This is a genomic window from Streptomyces shinuiensis (genome assembly GCF_043660855.1).
In the GTDB taxonomy this organism is placed as follows: domain Bacteria; phylum Actinomycetota; class Actinomycetes; order Streptomycetales; family Streptomycetaceae; genus Streptomyces.
The window spans coordinates 466,290-486,710 of sequence record NZ_JBIHML010000001.1 but is presented as its reverse complement, the minus strand read 5'-3'; the positions used below and the strand labels follow the sequence as shown (position 1 = coordinate 486,710).

Annotated in this window: 12 protein-coding genes; 8 read left to right on the top strand and 4 right to left on the bottom strand. The window is 76.4% G+C overall.

The annotated features are described in order from the left end of the window. Positions 1-51: 51 nt before the first annotated feature. Positions 52-1,944, bottom strand: coding sequence for a serine hydrolase domain-containing protein (locus ACGRHY_RS02055; protein WP_394633657.1), 1,893 nt, complete (start codon positions 1,942-1,944; stop codon positions 52-54). A gap of 109 nt (positions 1,945-2,053) precedes the next feature. Further along, complete coding sequence (locus tag ACGRHY_RS02050) at positions 2,054-2,794, bottom strand: leucine-rich repeat domain-containing protein (RefSeq protein WP_394633656.1); 741 nt, start codon at positions 2,792-2,794, stop codon at positions 2,054-2,056. Positions 2,795-3,059: 265 nt separating this feature from the next. Here ACGRHY_RS02050 and ACGRHY_RS02045 point away from each other — a divergent pair, with 265 nt between their 5' ends. Together ACGRHY_RS02045 and ACGRHY_RS02040 are read left to right on the top strand one after the other, a co-directional pair. Next, on the top strand, positions 3,060-3,788 hold the full coding sequence (locus ACGRHY_RS02045; RefSeq protein WP_394633655.1) for a hypothetical protein: 729 nt from the start codon (positions 3,060-3,062) through the stop codon (positions 3,786-3,788). A 131-nt stretch (positions 3,789-3,919) separates the two neighbouring features. After that, the gene (locus ACGRHY_RS02040; RefSeq protein ID WP_394633654.1) at positions 3,920-4,417 is read left to right on the top strand and encodes a glycosyltransferase family protein; all 498 of its coding nucleotides are present in this window, start codon (positions 3,920-3,922) and stop codon (positions 4,415-4,417) included. Positions 4,418-4,521: 104 nt separating this feature from the next. Here the strand turns inward: ACGRHY_RS02040 and ACGRHY_RS02035 are convergent, their stop codons facing one another. After that, positions 4,522-6,459 (bottom strand): N-acetylmuramoyl-L-alanine amidase, encoded by a 1,938-nt coding sequence (locus ACGRHY_RS02035; protein WP_394637893.1) that lies wholly within the window; start codon positions 6,457-6,459, stop codon positions 4,522-4,524. A 345-nt stretch (positions 6,460-6,804) separates the two neighbouring features. Beyond that, positions 6,805-7,920 (bottom strand): aminoglycoside phosphotransferase family protein, encoded by a 1,116-nt coding sequence (locus ACGRHY_RS02030; RefSeq protein WP_394633653.1) that lies wholly within the window; start codon positions 7,918-7,920, stop codon positions 6,805-6,807. A gap of 246 nt (positions 7,921-8,166) precedes the next feature. On the opposite strand from ACGRHY_RS02030, the gene ACGRHY_RS02025 reads away from it, so the two are divergent. The 6 genes from ACGRHY_RS02025 (at position 8,167) to ACGRHY_RS02000 (ending at position 20,402) form a co-directional block, all read left to right on the top strand. Next, positions 8,167-9,675, top strand: a complete 1,509-nt coding sequence (locus tag ACGRHY_RS02025; protein ID WP_394633652.1) for a DNA-binding protein NsdB — start codon at positions 8,167-8,169, stop codon at positions 9,673-9,675. Positions 9,676-9,939: 264 nt separating this feature from the next. After that, positions 9,940-11,469 (top strand): HEAT repeat domain-containing protein, encoded by a 1,530-nt coding sequence (locus ACGRHY_RS02020; RefSeq protein WP_394633651.1) that lies wholly within the window; start codon positions 9,940-9,942, stop codon positions 11,467-11,469. A 140-nt stretch (positions 11,470-11,609) separates the two neighbouring features. Continuing rightward, complete coding sequence (locus tag ACGRHY_RS02015) at positions 11,610-12,743, top strand: glycosyltransferase family 4 protein (protein ID WP_394637892.1); 1,134 nt, start codon at positions 11,610-11,612, stop codon at positions 12,741-12,743. Positions 12,744-13,115: 372 nt separating this feature from the next. Beyond that, positions 13,116-14,639 carry a hypothetical protein gene (locus ACGRHY_RS02010; RefSeq protein ID WP_394633650.1) on the top strand — a complete coding sequence of 508 codons (1,524 nt, stop codon included), beginning with the start codon at positions 13,116-13,118 and terminating at the stop codon, positions 14,637-14,639. Then, entirely contained in the window at positions 14,636-15,616 is a 981-nt protein-coding gene (locus tag ACGRHY_RS02005) for a hypothetical protein (protein ID WP_394633649.1), read from the top strand. The genes ACGRHY_RS02010 and ACGRHY_RS02005 overlap by 4 nt, the downstream gene beginning before the upstream one ends. A gap of 43 nt (positions 15,617-15,659) precedes the next feature. After that, positions 15,660-20,402 (top strand): coiled-coil domain-containing protein, encoded by a 4,743-nt coding sequence (locus ACGRHY_RS02000; protein WP_394633648.1) that lies wholly within the window; start codon positions 15,660-15,662, stop codon positions 20,400-20,402. The last annotated feature ends 19 nt before the right edge of the window (positions 20,403-20,421 follow it).

The following is a 20,421-nucleotide window of genomic DNA, read 5'->3' as shown; positions in this document are numbered from 1 at the left end:
GGGCCGCCGGGCCGCCGTCACCGCCGGGCGGATCCCGTCGGTGACGGCGCGTCAGTCGGACGAGAGCGACCAGCCGTCGGCCGTGACACGGCCGGCGTCCCGGCGCCGCGAGTCGTCGAACACCGTGCGCCCGCCGTCCTCGATCCGGACGCCGTCGACGTACGCGCCGCGCCCCACGTAGCGTGCGTCGGTGGTGTACCGCCAGCGCAGCCGCACCGTCCGGCCGCGCCAGGCGTCCAGGTCCGCCAGAGCCCGGTGCCAGACCCGCCCGGAGAAGCCGTGCAGTGCCCCCTCCGGGTGCTCCACCGGGGCCCGGCCGGGGCGGGAGGTGGTGAACGGCACCGGTTCCCACGTGCCGCCGTCGCCGGACGCCTCCAGGCGCAGGACGTCGAAGGCCCGCTCGGTGTCCCACCACACCGAGAAGCGCAGCCGGGCGCCCGTACCGCCGTCCGCTCCGCCCGCGCCGTCCTCCGTCACGCCTTCCGCGCCGCCGCTCCCGCCGAGAACCACCCCGGGCAGGGTGAGCACCGCCGAGGCGCCGCTCGCCATCCCCGAGAACCAGGCCTCGCGCCCGTCGGCGGGGCGCACCGGCACGGCCCGGGCCAGACGGGTGGCGGCGGCCACGCGCGGTGCGCTGCCGGAGCGCCAGGTGCGCACCGGGTGGACGGAGTTGCCCAGCAGCACCAGGAAGGTGTCGGTGGTCGGGTCCAGCACCAGGCAGGTGCCGGTGAAGCCGGTGTGCCCGGCCGTGCGGGGGGTCGCCATGGCCCCCATGAACCAGTGCTGGTAGAGCTCGAATCCCAGGCCGTGCTCGTCGCCGGGGAAGGCGGTGTTGAAGTCGCGGAAGAGCAGGTCCACCGACTCCGGCCGCAGGAGGCGGACGCCGCCGTACACGCCGCCGTTCAGCAGGGCGCGGCACAGCACGGCCAGGTCCCAGGCGCAGGAGAAGACCCCGGCGTGGCCGGCCACACCGCCGAAGGCGTGGGCGTTCTCGTCGTGGACCTCGCCGTGCACCATGCCCCGGTCCAGGCCCGACCAGGGGCGGCGGGCGTCCTCCGTGGCGGCGATGCGCGGTCTCCAGGAGACGGGCGGGTTGTAGCGGGTCCGGCGCATGCCCAGCGGCCCGGTGACGTCCTCGCGCAGCAGCGTGTCCAGCCCCTTGCCGGTGACCCGCTCCAGTACGAGCTGAAGGGTGATCAGGTTGAGGTCGGAGTAGCGGTAGACCGTGCCCGGCGCATCCAGGGGCTCCTCGCGCCACAGCCGCCGCAGCCGGTCCTCCCGGGTGGGCTCGGCGTACAGCGGGAGCCAGGCGGCCAGCCCCGAGGTGTGGGTGAGCAGGTGCAGCACCGTGATCCCGTCCTTGCCCGCCGCGCCGAACTCCGGCAGGTAGGAGGCGACCGTGCCTTCCAGCTCCAGGGCGCCGCGCTCCATCTGCCGCACCGCCAGGATCGCGGTGAACAGCTTCGAGACGGAGGCGAGGTCGTAGACGGTCTCAGGAGTGGCGGGGACCTGTTCGCCGGCGGGGAGTTCGACGCCGGTGCCGGTGGCCTCGTCGTAGGCCGAGTAGCGCACCGCGTGGCCGATGGCCTCGTGGAGGGCGACGGTGCCGCCGCGTCCGGCCAGCAGGACCGCGCCCGCGTACCAGGGGTGCTCGGGGGAAGGGCCCAGGAAGGCCCGTGCGTCCTCCACCAGGTGCCGCAGATGTGGCTCCAGCAGTCCGGCGCGCCGTGCGGAGCCGCGGTGCAGGACGGGCGCGCGGCCGTCGGCGGCGAAGGCGTGCCCGCCCCGGGCGCGGGCCGCCGCGACGGGCGCCGAAGCCAGCACCAGACCGCCGCCGAGCGCGAGTGCCCTCAGTCCGAGCTGCCGCCGGCCGACCCCCTCGCCCGCGGCGGGGCCGGACGCGGGCGCCGGGCCCGGTGCGCGATTCCGTGCCGAACCTGTCATACCGTGCCCCCTGGGGGAGATATCTTTCAGCGGATCGGGAGAACGCTGAAACCTTCTTCCCGAGCGTGCCATCCGTCAACCCGCGCGGCACGGCGGGCGGGCCGCCCGCCTAACGGAGCACCACGCAACCGCGCCGCCGCAACTCCTCCAGCGGCCCTGGCGCGACAGCCGTCCCGTTCCAGCGCAGGTCCAGCTTCTCCAGCGCGGGCAGCTCCCGTCCCAGCCAGTGCGGCACCGTGCGCAGCCGGTTGCCCCGCAGATCCAGGCGGCGCAGAAGCGGCAGGCCGCGCAGGGCCTCGGGAACCTCTTCCAGCGCGTTCTCGCGCAGTTCCACCTCGCGCAGCTCCCGCAGCCCGGAGACGGCGACGGGCAGCGAGGCCAGGGCGTTGCCGCGCAGCCAGAGCTCCCGCAGCGCGGTGAGCCGCCCGAGTGAGGCGGGCAGCTCCCGCAGTCCGCACCGCTGGGCCCGCAGTTCCACCAGCCCCGCCATGCCGCCGATCTCCTGCGGCAGCGCGCCCAGCGGGTTGTCGCCGATGTTCAGATACGTCAGTGAGCGCAGCCGCCCCAGCGAGCGCGGCAGCGCGGTGAGCCGGTTGTCGTGGAGGTAGAGGCAGCCGTCCAGGCCCGTCAGCTCCCCGATCTCCTCGGGCAGGGAGGTGAGCGCGTTGTGGCCGAGGTCGAGAGTGCGCAGGCGACGCAGCCGGCCGATCTGCGGCGGGAGGCCGGTGAGCGCGTTGTCCGCGAGGATCACCACACGCGACTCCCGTCGCTCCCACACCTGTTCGGGGACGCGGGTCAGGCCCGCGCGCCAGAGGTCGACCGTCGTACCGCTGTCCGTCTGCTCCGTCACGACCGCACCGTACCCGCGACTCCGGCCCCTGCCCCGTGCTGCAAGGGCGGTTGCCGGCCAAGAGTGCCGGGGACACCCGCGCCCCCCTCCCGTACGGGAGGGGGGCGCAGGCGGCACTACCCGAAACGGCGTTCCACCGGGAGGGAAATCGGCCAAGAACACCGCACCCGGTTCACACCGGCGTACGCTCTCCACCACCTGCCGCGGAACCGGTGAAGCGGCAGCCGTGGCGGCGGACGAAGAGCAGGGGCGCATGCAGCGGGCGATGTCCGACAGAGAGTTCGAACCCAGGCTCGAACCCCGGCGGGAGGACACCGCCGAGCCGCGCGAACCGGCCGCCGCCGACCGGGACGGCGGACTCACCGAACACCTGGAACGCCTGGGAACCTCCGCCGTACGGCTGGCCTGGGCCGCCGCGGTGCTCGGCACCGAGGCGGCCCCCTCGCTCGCCGCGGACGTCGCCGCCCTGGAGCCGAAGGAGGCGGCCGAGGCCCGTGCCCGGCTGACCGCCGCCCGCGTCCTCGCCGGCGGTGAGGAGGGGCGGCCGCTGCGCTTCTTCCACCCGCTGACCGCCACCGCCGTCCACCGGTCCATCCCGCCCGCCCTGCGTGCCGCCTTCCACGGCCAGGCCGCCGCTGTCGTCGCCGGCGCGGGTCACGGGCCCACGGCCGCCGCGCGCCATCTGCTGGAAGTCCACCCCGAAGGCGACCCCGCCGTCGTCGCCACCCTGCGCGAGGCCGCCGCCGAGTACCTGGGCGCCGGAGCCTTCGAGGCGGCCCGGCGATGCCTGGAACGCGCCCTGCGCGAGCCGCCGGGGCCGAAGGAGAGGGCCGCCGTCCTCCACGAGCTGGCCTGCTCCACCCTCCCCGCCCGGTCCGTCACCGCCTGCGGGACGGGCGCCCCGGGGCAGGCCGTCACCCGGCTGCCGCCGCCGGTCCACCGCGAACCCGGCACCGGCCGGGAAGGGCCGGCGCGGGCCTTCGGACGGCGGTAGGGCAGCCGCCGAATCCCCGGCGGCCCCGGAAGAGGCGGCCCCGGAAGAGGGCCGGAAGGCCTGCCGCGCCGCCGGGCGGGAGGGGTGCGGGCCGGAGCCCCGCGACGGTACCGGGCCCGTACCATGGCGGCATGTCCTTTCTCCGCCGCCGCAGTGCCGCCACACCCGCCGGACCCGACTTCGACGTGCTGGCCATGGACCCGGGGGACTGGCCGGGCAACCTCGGGGCCGGGCTGCTGCCCGCGCCGGACGGAAGCTGCCAGGGCGTCTTCCTGCGCTACGACCTGTTCGGCGGGCGCGGACCGGCCATGGTCATCGGGAACCTTCCGGAAGGCTCCCCGGCCCGCGAGGCGGCCGAGGGGCAGATCCCGTTCGAGGTCGCGCAGTTGCTGGCGGCGCTGGAGAACGACGAGGAGGTCACCGTCACCGGGACGGAGGAGAGCCCGGTGATGCTGGACGACAACCTCCTGATCGTCCGGCGGATCATCTGCTCGGAGAGCCGGATCTCCTGCGTCCAGTTCGACCGCAGCGACGGCGTGCTGGTCACCATCGCAAGCTGGGACCGGCCGATCACCGAGGACCTCTACCAGTTGCTGAAGCCGCTGCCCGCGGAGCTGTTCCAGCGCTGACGCGCCGGCGGCGCGGACGGCCGAGGGCATGAGGGACACCAGGGGAGGGGCGCTGTGGGGCGCCCCTCCCCTTCGCCGTGCTTGCCGTGCGTCGCCGCGTCACCTCACCGCCGGGCGGGCCGCACCGTGACATCGGCGGCCTTGACGAAGGCCACCCGGTGCCCGAGCTGGATCTGGTAGTACTCCTCCTCGCCGCGGACCACCACGTGGTTCGCGGGGTCGAAGGTCTTGGCGTAGTAGTACTCGCCCTTCGTCCGCAGCCCCAGCGCGTACGCCTGGCCCGCCTCCACCGTGTACGGCAGCGGCGAGACCGCCTGGGCCGGGATCCCCTCGGGGTAGGCGGAGGCCTCCGGATAGGCGCGGCCGTAGACGGGCACCGGCCCCACGCCCTCCTTCGGGGTGACGACCAGGCCCCGGGAGGGCACCGCGGTCGGGGCGCCGGCGGGGTTGTGGAACCACGCCTTCTGCCCGAGATACCAGATCGCCGTCCACTCGCCCCGGCGCTCGGCCACCGCGTACCGCTGGCCGGTCGAGGCGCGGGCGCCGGTGTCGTTGACACCGGTGGTGGAGTCACCGCCGCCCGGCCGCAGTCCGGCGTCCTTCACCAGCGGTGCGTCGGTGCTCGGCCCGGTGTGCAGCCGCACCGCGCCCGAACCGTGCGGCGGGCAGGGCTGTCCGGAGCCGTCGCAGCGGGTGTAGAGCGGCCTGTGCTCGTCGTAGTCGGGCCGGACGGTCACCAGTTCCGAGCCCGGCCCGGCCGTGGGGTGGAAGGGCGCGCCCAGCAGCGTGAAGTAGTGCTGCCAGTCCCAGTAGGGCCCCGGATCGGTGTGCATCCCGGGGATGTGGGCGGACGTCACGCCCGGCACGTTGTCGTGCCCGATGATGTGCTGCCGGTCCAGCGGGATGTCGTACCGCTGGGCCAGATACCGCACCAGCCGCGCCGAGGTGCGGTACATCGCCTCGGTGTACCAGGCGTCGGGAGCGGTCAGGAAGCCCTCGTGCTCCAGGCCGACCGACTTGGCGTTGACGTACCAGTTGCCCGCGTGCCAGCCCACGTCCTTTGTGGGGACGTGCTGGGCGATGTGGCCGTCGAAGGCGCGCAGGGAGTAGTGCCAGGAGACGTACTTCGGGTTCTGCACCAGGCGCAGGGTGGTGTCCCAGGTCGCCTCGGTGTCGTGCACCACGATGTAGTCGATCTTCTGCGACGCGGGGCGGTCGGCCTTGTCGTGGTTGCCGTAGTTCGGCGAGCCGTCGGGGTTGGCGTACTCCTCGTACGGTGCCGGGATCCACTCGCACGAGACGGACTTCGGGCACTCCACGCGCTCGTCGCGCGCCGGGGACGCCGGGCGCAGCCCCGGGCCGTCCAGCTGAGTGGTGTCCGGGGCCAGGGCCGGGTCGCCCTCCAGCACCACGCGCTGGCCGGAGTCGGTGGTGCGCCGCTCGCCCTCGCGGATCACGTCGAAGACCTCGTCGGCGAAGACCCCGGCCGCCCGCGCGTCCCCGGAGCCCGGGTAGCGTGCCACGGCCCCGTACCACTGGGCGGGGTCGTCGCTCAGTGGCAGCCCCAGCTCCCGCTGGGCCGCGGCCAGCAGTGCCGCGCCGCCGGCGACGTTGGCCGCCGGATCCCGCCGCAGCTCCTCCCCGTCCAGCCCGGTCAGCTCGGCCGCCCGCTCCAGGGTGCGCAGCCGGGCGGGCAGCACGGCGGGACCGGGCGGCGCGTCGCCGACCCGCCTGGTTCCGCGGGCGGTGTCGCCGCGCGCGTCCTCCGTGCCGTGGCTGTGGTGGGGGTCCTCGGCCAGGGCGGTGCGCGCGTCGGTCAGGTGCATCGGACCGTAACCGCCCGAGACGCTGGGCGCGCCGCGGTGGCCGTCCCAGCGGGACTGCAGGTACGACACCCCCAGCAGCACGCTCTCGGGCACCTGGTAGCGGTCGGCGGCGCGGGTGAACGCCTCCTGCAGTGAATCCGGCTCCCGCCCGCCGGCGTCGGCGGTGGCCGGGAGGAGGGGCAGCAGCAGCGCGGCGACCGAGGCCGCGGTGAGCACCCGCAGTCGCCGGCGGACGGAACCGCGCGGGGGCGCCGGCGGGCGGACGGGGACGGGTCCTGGCAAGACGGCCTCCTGAGGGGTACGCCGCGTCGGCGCGGCACGGGACTGCCCACAGGGGTATCGGCCGGCCGGCGATCCGTCAACGACCGGGAAACAGGGGATCGCTGACGGGTTTCCCCACTTCAGAGGCCATACGGAGGAGTCTTCACCCCGAGGCGCGCCCGGACCTGCGCGGCGTCACAGGTCCAGCCCGGTGACGCCCCGCGCCGCCCTGTCACCGGATCGCCACCGGATCGAAGCCGGACCGGTCCCGGCCCGCGCGGCGCCGCGCGGGCCGGGACGTCAGCGGGTGCCCACCGCCGCCCGCACCGCACGCCGGGCCATCGCGCAGTCGTCGTGCAGACGGCGCAGCAGCAACCGCTGCTCCTCGCCGGCGCTCAGCAGACCGGTCCGGTCGCAGCCCGGGGCCGGTCCAGGGTCCCGCATGGCGCGCCGCACGGCCGTCTCGCAGGCACGGACCTCCCGGGTGAGGACGAGCATCAGGTTCACCAGGAAGGCGTCCCGCGCGTCGCGGCCCCCGGCATGGGCGAGCCGGCTGATCCGGCGGCGGGCCGTCGGGCTGTCGCCCAGCACCGACCACAGGGTGGCCAGATCGTAGCCCGGCAGGTACCAGCCAGCGTGCTCCCAGTCCAGCAGCACCGGGCCGGCCGGGGAAAGCAGCACGTTCGCCGGCAGGGCGTCACCGTGGCAGAACTGCGCGCGGCCGCCACCGCGCGCCAGACCGTGGAGCAGCTTCCGCAGATCGCCCAGGTCGCGGTCCGTCAGCAGCCCCAGCCCGTGGTAGCGGGCGATCCGCACACCGTAGTCGACCGGAGCCCCGAAACGGCCCTCGGGCGGCTGCCAGGCGTTCACCCGGCACACCGCGCCCAGTACCGCGCGCAGGTCGGCCGGCGACGGGGGTTCCAGCGGATGCCGCTGGAATGCCATCGGACGGCCCGGAGCCCGCTCGGCGACCAGCACGCAGCCGTCGGGGTCGGCGGCGATGAGCCGGGGCACCCGTACCGGCGGCCGGTGGCGCACGAAGGCGCGGTAGACCGCTATCTCGTGCCGGAACCGCTCGATGCGCGCGGGCGAGTGGTCCAGCAGGCACTTGGCGACCGCGGTGCCGCGGCCGACGGTGCCCGCCAGCAGCACCGAGCGCCCGCCGCGGCGCAGCACCTGCACCGGCTGGAACTCCGGGCAGACCCGGTGCACCGAGGCGATGGCGGTGCGCAGCCGCCCGTCCTGCGGGCCGGACGGGTCAAGCCTCCCGGCGGCCGGCGGGCCCCCCGCGCCGGGCGCCCGGCGCGGACCGGCGACCGCGGCCGGTGCGCGCACCGGCTCGGGGCGGACCATGCCGTACCGCGGTCGCGGACGCGGCCGGACCGGGGCCGGCACGGGAGACGGTGTTGGATTCATGGACGAGCCGGATCCCTTCGTGCGCCGACGGTTTGCCGCGCCACCCGGCCGGCCGGGGCGTGCCGCACCCTGGGGAATGCGGAAGCCCGGCGGCCGGACGGGGTGGCGCGTTCCTACAGCACACCCGGGCCCGGGTGGCACACCATCTGGCGGACCCTGGCGAACCCTGGCGAATGCCCGCGCGCCCCTTCGGGGGCGGTCCGCGCGGGCTACTGTCGACACAGCCGAGAACCTGGGGGCTTCGACGTGACCAAGGGACCCAACACCCGCCTCGCGGACCTGTTCGGCCTCACCGGCTGGTCCAAGGGCGAACTCGCCCGGCGCGTGAACCGGCAGGCGGCGGCCATGGGCCACCCGCAGCTGGCGACCGACACCTCCCGGGTGAGGCGCTGGATCGACATGGGGGAGACCCCGCGCGACCCGGTGCCGAAGGTGCTGGCGACCCTGTTCACCGAGCGACTCGGCCGTGTCGTGACCATCGAGGACCTCGGGTTCAGCCGATCGGGGCAGGCAGGCGGACGGCAGCCCGTCCACGGACTGCCGTGGGCCCCCGAGCAGACCGCCGCGGTCCTCACCGAATTCACGGGAATGGACCTCATGCTCAACCGACGCGGCTTGGTGGGCGCGGGCGCCGCGCTCACCGCAGGACCGGCGCTCAGCAGCGCTCTGTACGACTGGCTCCGCACCGACCCGGCTCCGGCGGGCGCCCTCCGGCCCGACGGCTCCCCGCCCGCCGTCCCCGCCTCCTTCGACCGCTACGAGGCCGTGCCCGTCGGCTCGCAGGAGGTCGAGTCCCTGGAGCACTCCGTTGAGGTCTTCCGCGCCTGGGACGCGGCACGCGGCGGCGGCCTCCAGCGCAAGGCGGTGGTGGGCCAGCTCAACGAGGTGGGCGGCATGCTCGCCTACCGCCACCCGCAGCACATCCAGCGGCGGCTGTGGGGGGTGGCGGCCAACCTGGCGGTGCTCGCCGGCTGGATGTCCCACGACGTCGGCCTGGAGCCCACCGCCCAGAAGTACTTCGTCATCGCCGCGCACGCGGCCCGCGAGGGCGGCGACCGGCCCCGCGCCGGGGAGGCCGTCTCCCGGGCCGCACGCCAGATGGTGCACCTGGGCAAACCCGACGAGGCCCTGGACCTGATGAAGCTGGCCGGGGCCGGCTGCGGCGAGGAGACCCTGCCGCGCACCCGCGCGATGCTGCACACCATCGAGGCGTGGGCCCACGCCTCGATGGGGCGCGGCCATGCGATGCGGCACACCCTCGGCCGGGCCGAGGACCTGTTCGTCTCCGACCGGGGGGACGTGCCGCCGCCCAGCTGGATGCAACTGTTCGACGAGGCCGATCTGCACGGGATGCAGGCGCTGGCGTACCGCACCCTGGCCGAGCGCGAGCCCTCGGCCGCGAGGACGGCCGAGAAGCACGCCAAGGAGGCGCTGCGGCTGAGGGAGAAGGGGCGCGAGCGGTCCAAGATCCTCGACTACATCTCACTCGCCTCGGCCTGCTTCATCGCCGACGACCCCGAGCAGGCGGACCGCTACGCGCGACTGGCCCTGGTCACCATCGGCAACACCTCCTCCCACCGCACCTGGGACCGGCTGCGGGAGATGTACCGGCTCACCGGACGGTACGCCGGGTACCCGAAGGTCGAGGACCTGCGCGAGGAGATCGCACTCGCCCTGCCCGCGGCTCCCGGGTCCCCCGGTACGGGAGCCGCGGTGCCCGCACCCCGGTGGGCCGGGGACGGCGCGGCGGTGTAGCGGCGGACGGGCCCCGGGCGCCCGGCCGTCCTGCGGCCGCGGGCGCCCGGGGCCGCCGTCTTCGCACCGCCTGTGCGCGCGGACTCGGCGCGGCGCCGCTGTCCCGGTATCCTTCGGCGGCCGGAGTGACCGCTTTCCGCAAGGCGCCGGGAACCCGCAGGAGGACCCGGGACGAACGGGGGACGAACCCGCGGTGACCGGCCGGAACGCCGGAGAGCGGAAATCCCGTTGCCAGTCCCTCGCCCCGCACCGGATGCTGACCTTATGTTCGCCGATTCCGTCGATTCCGACATAGCGCCCAGCGGTACGCTGCTCGGCCTCCTCCAGAGGGGCCGTGGCGACGGCACGCTGCACGCTCTCGCGGCCCCGCGTGCCGAAGCGCTCGCCGCGCTGAGCCACTGCCTGCGCCGTGACCCCCGGCGCGACTGGCGGCTCGAGCACCGCTCCCTGTTCTACGCACGGCTCCACGTGGAGCTGGACGCCGGGCTCGACGACGTCGAGGAGCACCTGTTCGGCCCCGACGACCTCACCGACACCGGCGAGGAACGCACCGGACTGGCCCTCTCCGTCCTCGGGCACCTGGCCTCCTACGGCGACTGCGGCGCGCTGCTGCTGCTGCGCCGCTACGCCTCGCGCGGCGCCAACTGGCGCTGGGCCCTGGACGAACTGGCCGTCCGCGACGACGACGCCGGACTGCGTCCGCTGGGCCCCGCCGTCCTGGCGCGCTTCCCGCGCACCCCCGAGGGCGACGCCGAACTCGCGGCGGCCGTCCGCGACGCCTTCGAGCCCAGGCCCTGGCGGCTGTGGGCCGAGGACCCGGCCCGTCCCGAACAGGGCGAACGCCTCGGGCGCGCCCGTGAGCAGGGCTCTTTCGGTCGCTGGCAGCGCCAGATGAGGCCGGCCGGGCCGCGCCTCGGCTGGAGTGTGCGCGCGGTGCTCGACTGGGCCCAGGAAGGCGACCCGCTCCTCTCCACCGCCGGCGGACCGCTCGCCTCCGCGCCCGCGGGGCCCGGAGCGTCTGCGGGCCGCGACCCGCGGCACCGCGAGGCCGCCGCGGCCCGCTGCCTGGCCGCCGTCGCCGGGCCCGAGGACCGCCCCGAACTGCTCGACGCCGCCCGGTCCGGCCCCGACATCGCGCGCGCCGTCGCCCTGCGCCACCTCGCCGAGCGCGGCGACCCCGCCGCACTCGACCTGATCGAGGCCGCCGCGGTGGACCCGGCCGCCCCCGGCTCCGAGGGCGGTCCCTTCGGCGCCGCCGCCCGGGCCGCGCTGGACGCCCTCGCCCGGATGCGCGGTGCCGCCGCGCTGGAACGCGCCCGCCGGTGGGCGCGGCGCGAGGACGCCCTGGGCACGGCGGCCGCCGCGCTGCTGGCCTGCCACGGCACTGAGCCGGACGCCCCCCTGGTGCTGGCCGCGCTGCGCCGCACCGTGCGCGCCGAGGGGCCCGACTCCGACGGCCTGTGGCCGCTGGTCGACGGCACCGGCCGACTGGCCGTGCACCGCGCCGCCCCCCTCCTGCGGCATCTCTACCGCGAGACCTCCTCCTCCCAGCTCCGCGGCCGGGCGGCCCGCGCCCTGGCCGCCACCGACCCCGCCTTCGCGGCGGGTTTCGCCATCGAGTGCCTGTGGGACTGCGAGGAGTCCACCCGCGAGATCGCCGCCCGCCACGCCGCCACCGGCGACACCCGGGTCGTCGAGCGGCTGCGCCGGCTGGCCGCCGATCCCGCCGAGGAGGAGGGCGTGCAGAGCGCGGTGCGGGGCCGGCTCGGCTCCGACGGCGCCGCGGCCCGCTGACCCCGCCCGCGGCGCCGGTCCGTGCCCGTGTCCGCCTCGGGGCGGGGCCGGCAACCGCTCACGGGACATTCCCCCGGCGGACACGCGGACGTTGTCGTGGGCACGCAAACAGTGGCCAGAACCGACGTATGAGAACCCGGCTGAAAGTCGCCATCGTCACCGAGTCCTACCCTCCCGACGTCAACGGTGTGGCCCACTGCGCCTGGCAGACCGCCGTCCACCTCGCCCGGCGCGGCCACCGGCCGCTGGTGGTCGCCCCCGCGCCGCCCAACGGCGTCCGCGTCCCCGCCGACGGTCCGGCACCCGTCGTCCACGTGCCCTCCCTGCCCCTGCCCGGCTACCCGCAGGTGCGCGTCGCCCTGCCCAGCCGGCGGCTGGGGGCGGCCCTGGGCGCGCACCGTCCCGACGTGGTCCACCTCGCGGGGCCCTTCGTCCTCGGCGTACGGGGCATGGCCGCCGCCGCACGCCTGGGCGTGCCCGCCGTGGCCGTCTACCAGACCGACCTGGCCGGATACGCCCGCACCTACCTCGGCGCCGGGGAGGGTGCCGCCTGGCGCCGGATACGCGCCGTGCACACCGCCGCCGACCTCACCCTCGCCCCGTCCACCGTCTCCGCACGCGAGCTGGCCGACCGGGGCGTGCCGCGCGTACGGCTGTGGTCGCGCGGGGTGGACACCGGGCGCTTCGACCCCGCGCTGCGCGACGACGGGCTGCGCCGCGCCCTGGCGCCCGGCGGCGAGGTGCTCGTCGGATACGTCGGGCGGCTGGCCCCCGAGAAGAGCGTCGACCTCCTGGCCGGGGCCGCCGCCCTGCCCGGCGTGCGCACCGTGGTGATCGGCGACGGGCCGAGCGAGCCCGCGCTGCGGCAGGCGATGCCCGGCGCGCTCTTCCTCGGCCGCCGCACCGGCGACGATCTCGCCCGGCTCTTCGCCTGCCCGGACGTCTTCGTGCACACCGGCCCGTTCGAGACCTTCTGCCAGACCGTGCAGGAGGCGCAGGCCGGCGGTGTCCCCGTGGTCACCCCCGCCGCGGGCGGGCCGCTGGACCTCGTCGAGCACGGCCGCACCGGACTCCCGGTGCCTGCGGGCGACGCCGACGCCGTGACGGAGGCGGCGCGCACCCTCGCGGCCGACCCCGCACTGCGCGCCCGGCTGGCGTCGGCGGGGCGGGCGGCGGTGGCCGCACGCACCTGGGAGGCCGTCGGCGACCGGCTCCTGGAGCACTACGCCGATGCCCTCGCCGCCCGGGCGACCCGGCTGGGAGCCGCGGCGTGAGCGGACCGCGGACCGTCGGACCGGCCAACTTCGTCACCCCCGCCCCGGGCGGGCCCCGCACCGCCCCGCGCGAGCCGGGCGAGGGCCACCGCGCCGCCGGGCACCGGCCTGTGCTGGTCGTGCCGGGCCCGGGACCCCGCGACGAGCACACCCCCGGGGCCGGGGCGTCACCCTCCCGGCTCCCGTCCCCGGCGGCCACCGTGTCCTGGCCGACCGGCACCGCCCGGAGCGACTGCCGGCCGGAGGTGTGCGACCGCACGACCCTGCGGTGGACCGGTGCCAGGGCGCGCCGGCCCCGCGTCCCGGCCCCGGCGGGTACGGGCGCTCCCGCCGTTTCGATCTTTGTCAGTGCCAGCGCCTAATCTGTGCCGTGTGACCACAGCAGTATCCGCCCCATCCCCCGGCGCCGGTCGACCCGCGCCCGGCCCGGCCGCCGACGAGGGTCTGGCCAGGCGCCTGCGGGCACTGGCCTGCACCGCGCCCCTGCACGACCTGGACGCCCGCAAGGCCAACCTGGCCGGGGAGTACGGCACGTACTCGATGGCGGAGGTGGCGCTGGCCGCCATCGACCTGGTCACCCTGCACATGGACTTCGACACCGGCGCCGACCACGAGGAGATAGTGGCCCGGCTGCTGCCGCGGGTCGCGGCCCAGGCCCCGCGGCGGCCCGCCGCCGAGCACGAGCGGGTCGCCCGCTGGGTCCTGGAGAACCTGATCAACGTCGGCAGTGTCGACCGGGGCTTCCGCGCCGTCTACGGCACCTTCGGCCCCGACGGCGAGTACGTGCGGCGCGACTACGACTTCAAGCTGGTCGAGGAGGTGCCGGGGCCGGGCGGAGGCGTGTATCTGCGCACCACCGACGAGGCGGTCAACGTCCTGGTCGGCGCCCTGGACACCGACGTCACCAGCGCGCAGATCGCAGCCGAGGTCAAACTGGAGGTGCTGGTCAGCCGGGGCCGCCTGGCCGACGCCCAGCTCGCCGCCGAGCAGGCCCGCTACCGCACCGTGCAGTACGCCGAGACGCTGCGCCGCACCCTGGAGGCCACCCGGCGCAACGTCCGCGCGGTCGACTGGCTCAACGACGTCCCCGACATGATCGCCGAGGCGCTCGACCACGTCGCCGACCGCTACCGCCACGAGAACGCCATCCTCACCAACATCCGCAGGGCGCGGGACGAGGCCCCGGCCGACAAGAACCCCGACCACAAGCTGCGCGCCGCCGAACTGGTCGACATCGTCAAGGACTGCATCCGGCGCCACACCCAGCTCCAGTACCGGCTGCTGGAGGCCGGACCGCTCTTCCGCGCCGAGCAGGACCGGCAGGCGTTCGCCCCGCCCGCCGCCGTCACCGGCCTCGACCTGTACGGGCAGCTGCTGGCGCCCCTGCTGCCGCTGCCGGTGGAGCGGGCCACCAAGGTCACCGACGCCTTCTTCGCCCGCGGCACCGGGCTGCGCACCCCGGCGGCCGTACGGCTGGGGGACCTGGCCGAGATGCTGCTCACCCCGCCCGCGCCCCGCGAGCACCTGGGCGCCGAGATGCCCGAGCCGGATCTGGTCGCCACACCCGACGACAGCCGGTTCAGCGAGGAGCAGATGGAGACCGCCCGGCAGCTGCTGGAACTGCCCGCCGACGCTCCGCGCCGGCTGTCGGGCCTGCTGGCCGAGGCCCGCCGCCGCGACCCGGACCTGCCCTATCTGGTGGCCCTGCTGGCGGTGCACGCCGCCAGCCCGCCGGTCGGCACCGCCTACCGGCAGGGCGAGCGGCGCCTGCTGTTCGCCGTGGACGACGGCACGGAACTGGACGATCCGGAGTTCGGCGGCGCCGACCTCGTCGTGGGGACGGCCCTGCTGGACGCCGCGGGCATGGCGGCCGACCGCGAGGAGGTGGCATCGTGAACGAGTACGGCCCGTACGGCGGTCATGACGGTTACGGTGAGCAGGAGGCGCCGGGCGGATACGGCGGGCCCGGGACGGAGCCCGCCCCGGAGCCCGGTGAGCGGCCCGGCGCCCACGCCGCGTCCGGAAGGGCCGCCCCCCTTGGCTCCTCCGCCTCCCTCACCCCGCCGGACGCCGCCGACGCCGCCCGGCTGGTCTCCTTCGGCCTCCAGCCCAAGCTGCTGCCCGCCCGTGACGCCGAGTACGCGGAACTGCTGCGCCGCTACCGGGAGGAGCCCGCCTTCGCCCGGCTCGCCGACGCCGTCGCCACCGGCCTCGGGCTGGTCGTGCTGGAGGTCTCCCCGCGCGCGGGGATGGCCGTCACCGCCGCCGAGGACTCCGTCTTCGCCGTACGCATGGGCGACTACGCCCGTCGCGCCACCTCCGACTCCACCGACCGCTTCCTGCACGGCCTGGCCCATCTGGCCATCGCGGCCCTGGCCTTCCCCCGTCCCGAGGATCTTGCCGACGACGGCTACGTCGGCAGGGTCTCCGTCAACGGCGTGGACGCCTTCGTCCGCCAGGCCTGCCGGAGACTGGAGGAGCGCGCCGAGCGGGAGGGCGAGAACACCGACCCGGCCAGCGACGCGCCCGGGCTGGAGGCAGCCTGGCGGGTGTACACCCGGCGCAGCGCCACCGGGGCCACCAAGGACTCCCGTCGGCTGGCCGGTTCCACCACCGGGATCGTCGCCAAGGCCGCCGCCTTCCTCGCCGACTCCGGCTTCCTCCAGCGCACCGGCGACGACGCCGGGGGCACCTACCGCACCACCGCCCGCTACCAGCTCCAGGTGCGCGACATGGCGGGCAGCGCCGCCATGACCGAGCTGCTGGAGCTGGGCGTGGTGCCCGTCGGCGACGGCAGCGCCACCCTGCTGCCGCCCCCCGACCCCGACGCCCCGGAGCCGGCCGCCGACGCCGGACTGCCCTTCCACAGCTGAAACCCGTCCCCAGCGACGCCAGAGCAACGAGAGCCCCGCCGCCATGTACGAGCTGTCCCGGATCCGCCTCTACTCCATCGGGCCCGCCGGTGCGCGCTACGCCGACACCGTGCTGGACCTGCGCGGGGTCGGCGAGCCGGTGCCCAGCCCCGCCCCCGCCCAGGCGGACTTCTTCGAGGACGAGCCGATCGGCCCGCCGCGCCGCCCCGCGCCCGCCGGCGTGCTCTTCCTGGAGAACGGCGGCGGCAAGTCCGTCCTGCTCAAGCTGATCTTCTCGGTGATGCTGCCCGGCCACCGCAACACCCTCGGCGGCGCCAGCTCCGGCGTGCTGCGCAAGTTCCTGCTGGCCGACGACTGCGGGCACGTCGCCCTGGAGTGGCAGCACACCCTCACCGGGGAGACCGTCGTCGTCGGCAAGGTCAGCGAGTGGCGCGGCCGCCAGGTCTCCAGCGACCCGCGGAAGTTCGCCGAGGCCTGGTACAGCTTCCGGCCCGGCCCGGGCATGAACCTGGACTCCCTGCCGGTGGCCGAGTCCACCGCGCTGCGGCCCGTCGCCGAGGGCGCCTCCGCCGCCCGCGGCCGGCGCCGCACCATGAAGGGCTTCCGCGACGTCCTGGTGGACGCGGGCAAGGCCTACCCGAACCTCGACGTGGTCTGGGAGGAGGTCCACGAACGCTGGAACGAGCATCTGGGCCACCTCGGCCTCGACCCCGAACTCTTCCGCTACCAGCGGGAGATGAACGCCGACGAGGGCGAGGCCGCCGGCCTGTTCGCCGTCAAGAACGACTCCGACTTCACCGATCTGCTGCTGCGCGCCGTCACCGACACCCGCGACACCGACGGGCTGGCCGACCTGGTGCACGGCTTCGCCCACAAGCTCGGCCGCCGTGCCGAACTCACCGCCGAGAAGGACTTCACCGCCGGGTCGCTGGACCTGCTGCGCCGCATCGACGAGGCCGCCCGGCACCGCGAGCAGGCCCGCGCCGTCCACGCCGGAGCCGAGCAGCGCACCCGCACCCTGGCCCGGCGGCTGTCCGCCCGCGGTACCGAGGAGCGCGGCCGCGCCGCCGAACTCGCCGAGCGGGCCGACCACGCAGCCCGTTCCGCCGCCGAGGCCGAACGCGAACGCGAGCGCGCCGCGCTCATCGCGGCCGAACTCGCCTACCGCCACGCCTCTCTGGCGCTCGCCGCCGGCGAGAGGAGCGCCGCCGCCCAGCGCCGTGAGCTGAGCGACGCCCGCACCCTGCACGCCGCCTGGCAGGCGGCCGAGACGGTGCTGGCGCACCGCGCCGCCGCCGACCGCGCCGCCCGGGTCGCCGCGGCCATCCAGGAGGCCGAGCGCGACGCCGCCCCCGCGCTGGCCGCCCGTGCCCGGGCCGCCACCGATCTGGTGTGCGCCCTGCACGCCGCCGCGGAGAAGGCCGAGCACCTCGCGGCCGAGGAGGAGGAGCGCTCCACAGCCCTGCAGGGCGAGGGCGAGACCGCCCACCGGGACGCCACCGCCGCCGCCACCGAGGCCCAGCGCGCCCGCAGCGAGGGCGAGCACCTGCGACAGCGCCTGGCCGAGGTCGAGCAGGAGACGGCCGAGGCCGTACGCGCCGGATGGCTGGACGGCTCCTCGCCCGACGCCGACCCGGCTCGCGCCGCCCTGGCCGCCAGTGACGCGGAGAAGGCCGCCGTCGCCGCCTGGGAGAGCGCGCGCGAGAGCGCCCGCCGCGCCGCCGACCGCGCCCGGGAGACCGCCGCGGCCCGCTCCCGCGCCGAGTTGGCCGCGGCCCGCGCCGCCGACGCCGCCGAGGCGGCCGGGAGCGCGTATACCGCCGAGCGGCGCACCGCCGAGGCCCTGGGCGCCGAGGAACGGCTGGCCGAGCTGCTGGGACTGCCCGGCGGGGAACGGCCGGCGGCTTCCCCGGAGCCCGGCCCGGCCCGGTCCGGCCCCTGCGGCGCGCTGGACGCCGGGGAGCTGGACCGCAACGCCGAGACCCTGCGCGAACTGCTGGAGGAGTCGGTCGCCACCGCCGAGCGCCAGCTGTTCGACCTGCGCACGGCCGCCGCCGACGACTCCCGCATCCTCGGCGCCCTCGGTGACGGCGGACTGCTGCCGCCCGGCCCCGACGTCCTGGCCACCGTCGAGTACCTGGGCGAGCACGGCATCCCCGCCCTGCCCGGCTGGCGCTACCTCGCCCAGTCCGTGGACCCGGCCGATCACGCCGCCGTCCTGGCCGCCCGGCCCGAGCTGGTCGACGGTGTCGTCATCACCGATCCCGAAAGCCACGCCCGCGCCCGGGAGGTCCTGGCGGGCGCGGCCCTGCTGCCCCGCTCGGCCGTCGCCGTCGGCACCGCCGCCGCGCTGCTGGCACCCGTCCCCGCGCCCGGCGGCGAGAGGGCCGAAGCCATCGACGGCTCCGGCGTGTTCCTCGTACCGCCCAACCCGGCCATGCACGACGAGCACGCGGCCGACGACGAGCGCAGCCGGCTGCGCGAGCGCGCCACCGCCCGTGACGAGGAGATCCGCTCCCTGGCCGCACGGCTGTCCGCCGACCGCTCCCTGGCCGCGCGGATCGCCTCCTGGCGCACCGGCTGCCCGCCCGGACGTCTGGCCGAGCTGGCAGCCGGTGCCCGGGCCGCCGCCGAGACCGCCGAGACCGCCCGGCAGCACCTGGAGGAGACCCGCGCCGCCGCGGCCGAGGCCGAGGAGAGCGCGGCCGAGGCCGCCCGCGTACGCGAGGAGAGGCAGGAGCGCGCCCAGCAGGCCCGCCGTTCCGCCGACGCCCTGGCCGGACTCGCCTTCCGGCTGCGCGAGCGCGCCAAGTGGCAGGCCCGGCTGCGGGAGCTGGCCGACGAGACGACCGAGGCCGAGGTCCGGGCCGGCGCCTGCCTGGAGCGGGCCCGCGCCGCCGACGAGGACCGGCGTGCAGCCCAGCGCGCCGCCGACGACGCGCGCCGTACCGCCCGCGCGCTGCGCGCCGAGCGCGCCGAGATCGCGGGCGCCCCCGACACGTTCGACGGCCCGGACACCGCTGCACCGTCCGCCGGTCCCCCCGCGTCCCTGCCCGCCCTGCGCGAGGCGTACCGTGCGGCCTCCCAGCTCTACGAGAAGGTCGGGGTCGGGGCCGATCTGCGCGCCGAGCAGGCACGGGCCGAGGGAGACGAGAGCGCCGCGCGCGCCGCCCTGGACCGGCTCACCAACAAGGTCCGCATCCGCGCCGCCCAGCTCCTGGAGGGCCCCGACGGCGCCGACGGCCCCTCCCGGCAGGCCGCCGCGGCCCGCGCCGAGGCCCTGGTCCAGATGCTGGAGTCCCGCGCCTCGGCCGCCAGCGAGCAGCTCGGCCGGCTGCGCGGCGAGGCCGAACGACTGGCCCCCGGCGAGGACCGGGACGCCTACACCGAACTGCCGCAGGACCTGGTCCCCGCCGACGCCGAGCAGGCCCAGACCCTGCTGCGCGGCGCCAACACCGAACTGGCCGCCCGCACCGGCGAACTGGAGGCCGCCCGCGCCGCCCACGCCGACCTGCTGCGCGCCCAGCGCGCCGCCGAGGACGCCGCCGGGACCTTCGACGAACTGGCCGCCATGCTCCGCGACCTGCTGCGCGACCCGCACGGTGCGGGCGGTACGGGCCCGGAGGAGGGCGGGGAGCGGCCCGAGCCGTACGCCGGCGCCCTCGACCGGGCCCGGCAGGCGGCCGCCGAGGCCCGCCGCTCCCTGCGCGGCTGCGCCGCCGACCTCACCGCCGCCGAGTCGGCCGTGCGCGAGGCGGGCGACGTGCTGGTGCGGCACGCCAACTCCACCCGCTACGAGCAGGTGCGCACCCCCGCCCGCCAGCAGATCCGCGAACTGCCGGCCGCCGCCCTGCCCGACCACGCCGCCTCCTGGGCCGCAGCCTTCGAGCCCCGGCTGCGCGTCCTGACCGACGAGCTGGAGCAACTGGAACGCAACCGGAACAGCATCGTGGACCGGCTGCGCGGCCTGGTGGAGTCCTCGCTGGCCACCCTCCGCTCCGCACAGCGCCTGTCCCGGCTCCCCGGCGGGCTGGGGGAGTGGTCCGGCCAGGAGTTCCTGCGCATCCGCTTCGAGGACCCCGACCAGGCCGCCCTCACCGAGTGGCTGGGAGAAGTCATCGACGAGGCCACCCGGGCGGCCGTCCGCCGCAACTCCGACCTGCGCCGGGACGGCATGACGCTGCTGCTGCGGGGCGTCCACGCCGCCCTCCGGCCGCGCGGGGTGTCGGTGGAGATCCTCAAGCCCGACGCGGTGCTGCGCGCCGAACGGGTGCCGGTCGGGCAGATGGGGGACGTCTTCTCCGGCGGCCAGCTGCTGACCGCGGCCATCGCCCTGTACTGCACGATGGCCGCGCTGCGCAGCAACGACCGGGGCCGCGACCGGCACCGGCACGCGGGCACGCTCTTCCTGGACAACCCCATCGGCCGGGCCAACGCCACCTATCTGCTGGAACTCCAGCGCGCGGTGGCCGACGCGCTGGGCGTCCAGCTCATCTACACCACCGGTCTGTTCGACACCACGGCGCTGGCGGAGTTCCCGCTGGTCATCCGGCTGCGCAACGACGCCGATCTGAGGGCGGGGCTGAAGTACATCAGCGTCGAGGAGCACCTGCGGCCCGGGCTGCCCGGGCAGGATCCGGAATCGGAGCCGGTCCACGGCGAGATCACCGCCACCCGGATGTTCCGCCGCCCCGACGGCGCCGGCCGGGCGCGGGACACGCCGCCCTCCGTCCCGGCGCCGACCGCCCCCGGCGAGGAGACCGCCGCGGCGGGCACCTCCGGCTGAGGTCCCGGGCCAGGGGCCC

What these genes read in the sequence shown, in the direction of transcription:
- ACGRHY_RS02055 (WP_394633657.1), bottom strand. Translation starts at nt 1,944, where the DNA reads ATGACAGGTTCGGCACGGAATCGCGCACCGGGCCCGGCGCCCGCGTCC.
- ACGRHY_RS02045 (WP_394633655.1), top strand. Translation starts at nt 3,060, where the DNA reads ATGTCCGACAGAGAGTTCGAACCCAGGCTCGAACCCCGGCGGGAGGAC.
- ACGRHY_RS02040 (WP_394633654.1), top strand. Translation starts at nt 3,920, where the DNA reads ATGTCCTTTCTCCGCCGCCGCAGTGCCGCCACACCCGCCGGACCCGAC.
- ACGRHY_RS02030 (WP_394633653.1), bottom strand. Translation starts at nt 7,920, where the DNA reads ATGAATCCAACACCGTCTCCCGTGCCGGCCCCGGTCCGGCCGCGTCCG.
- ACGRHY_RS02020 (WP_394633651.1), top strand. Translation starts at nt 9,940, where the DNA reads ATGTTCGCCGATTCCGTCGATTCCGACATAGCGCCCAGCGGTACGCTG.
- ACGRHY_RS02000 (WP_394633648.1), top strand. Translation starts at nt 15,660, where the DNA reads ATGTACGAGCTGTCCCGGATCCGCCTCTACTCCATCGGGCCCGCCGGT.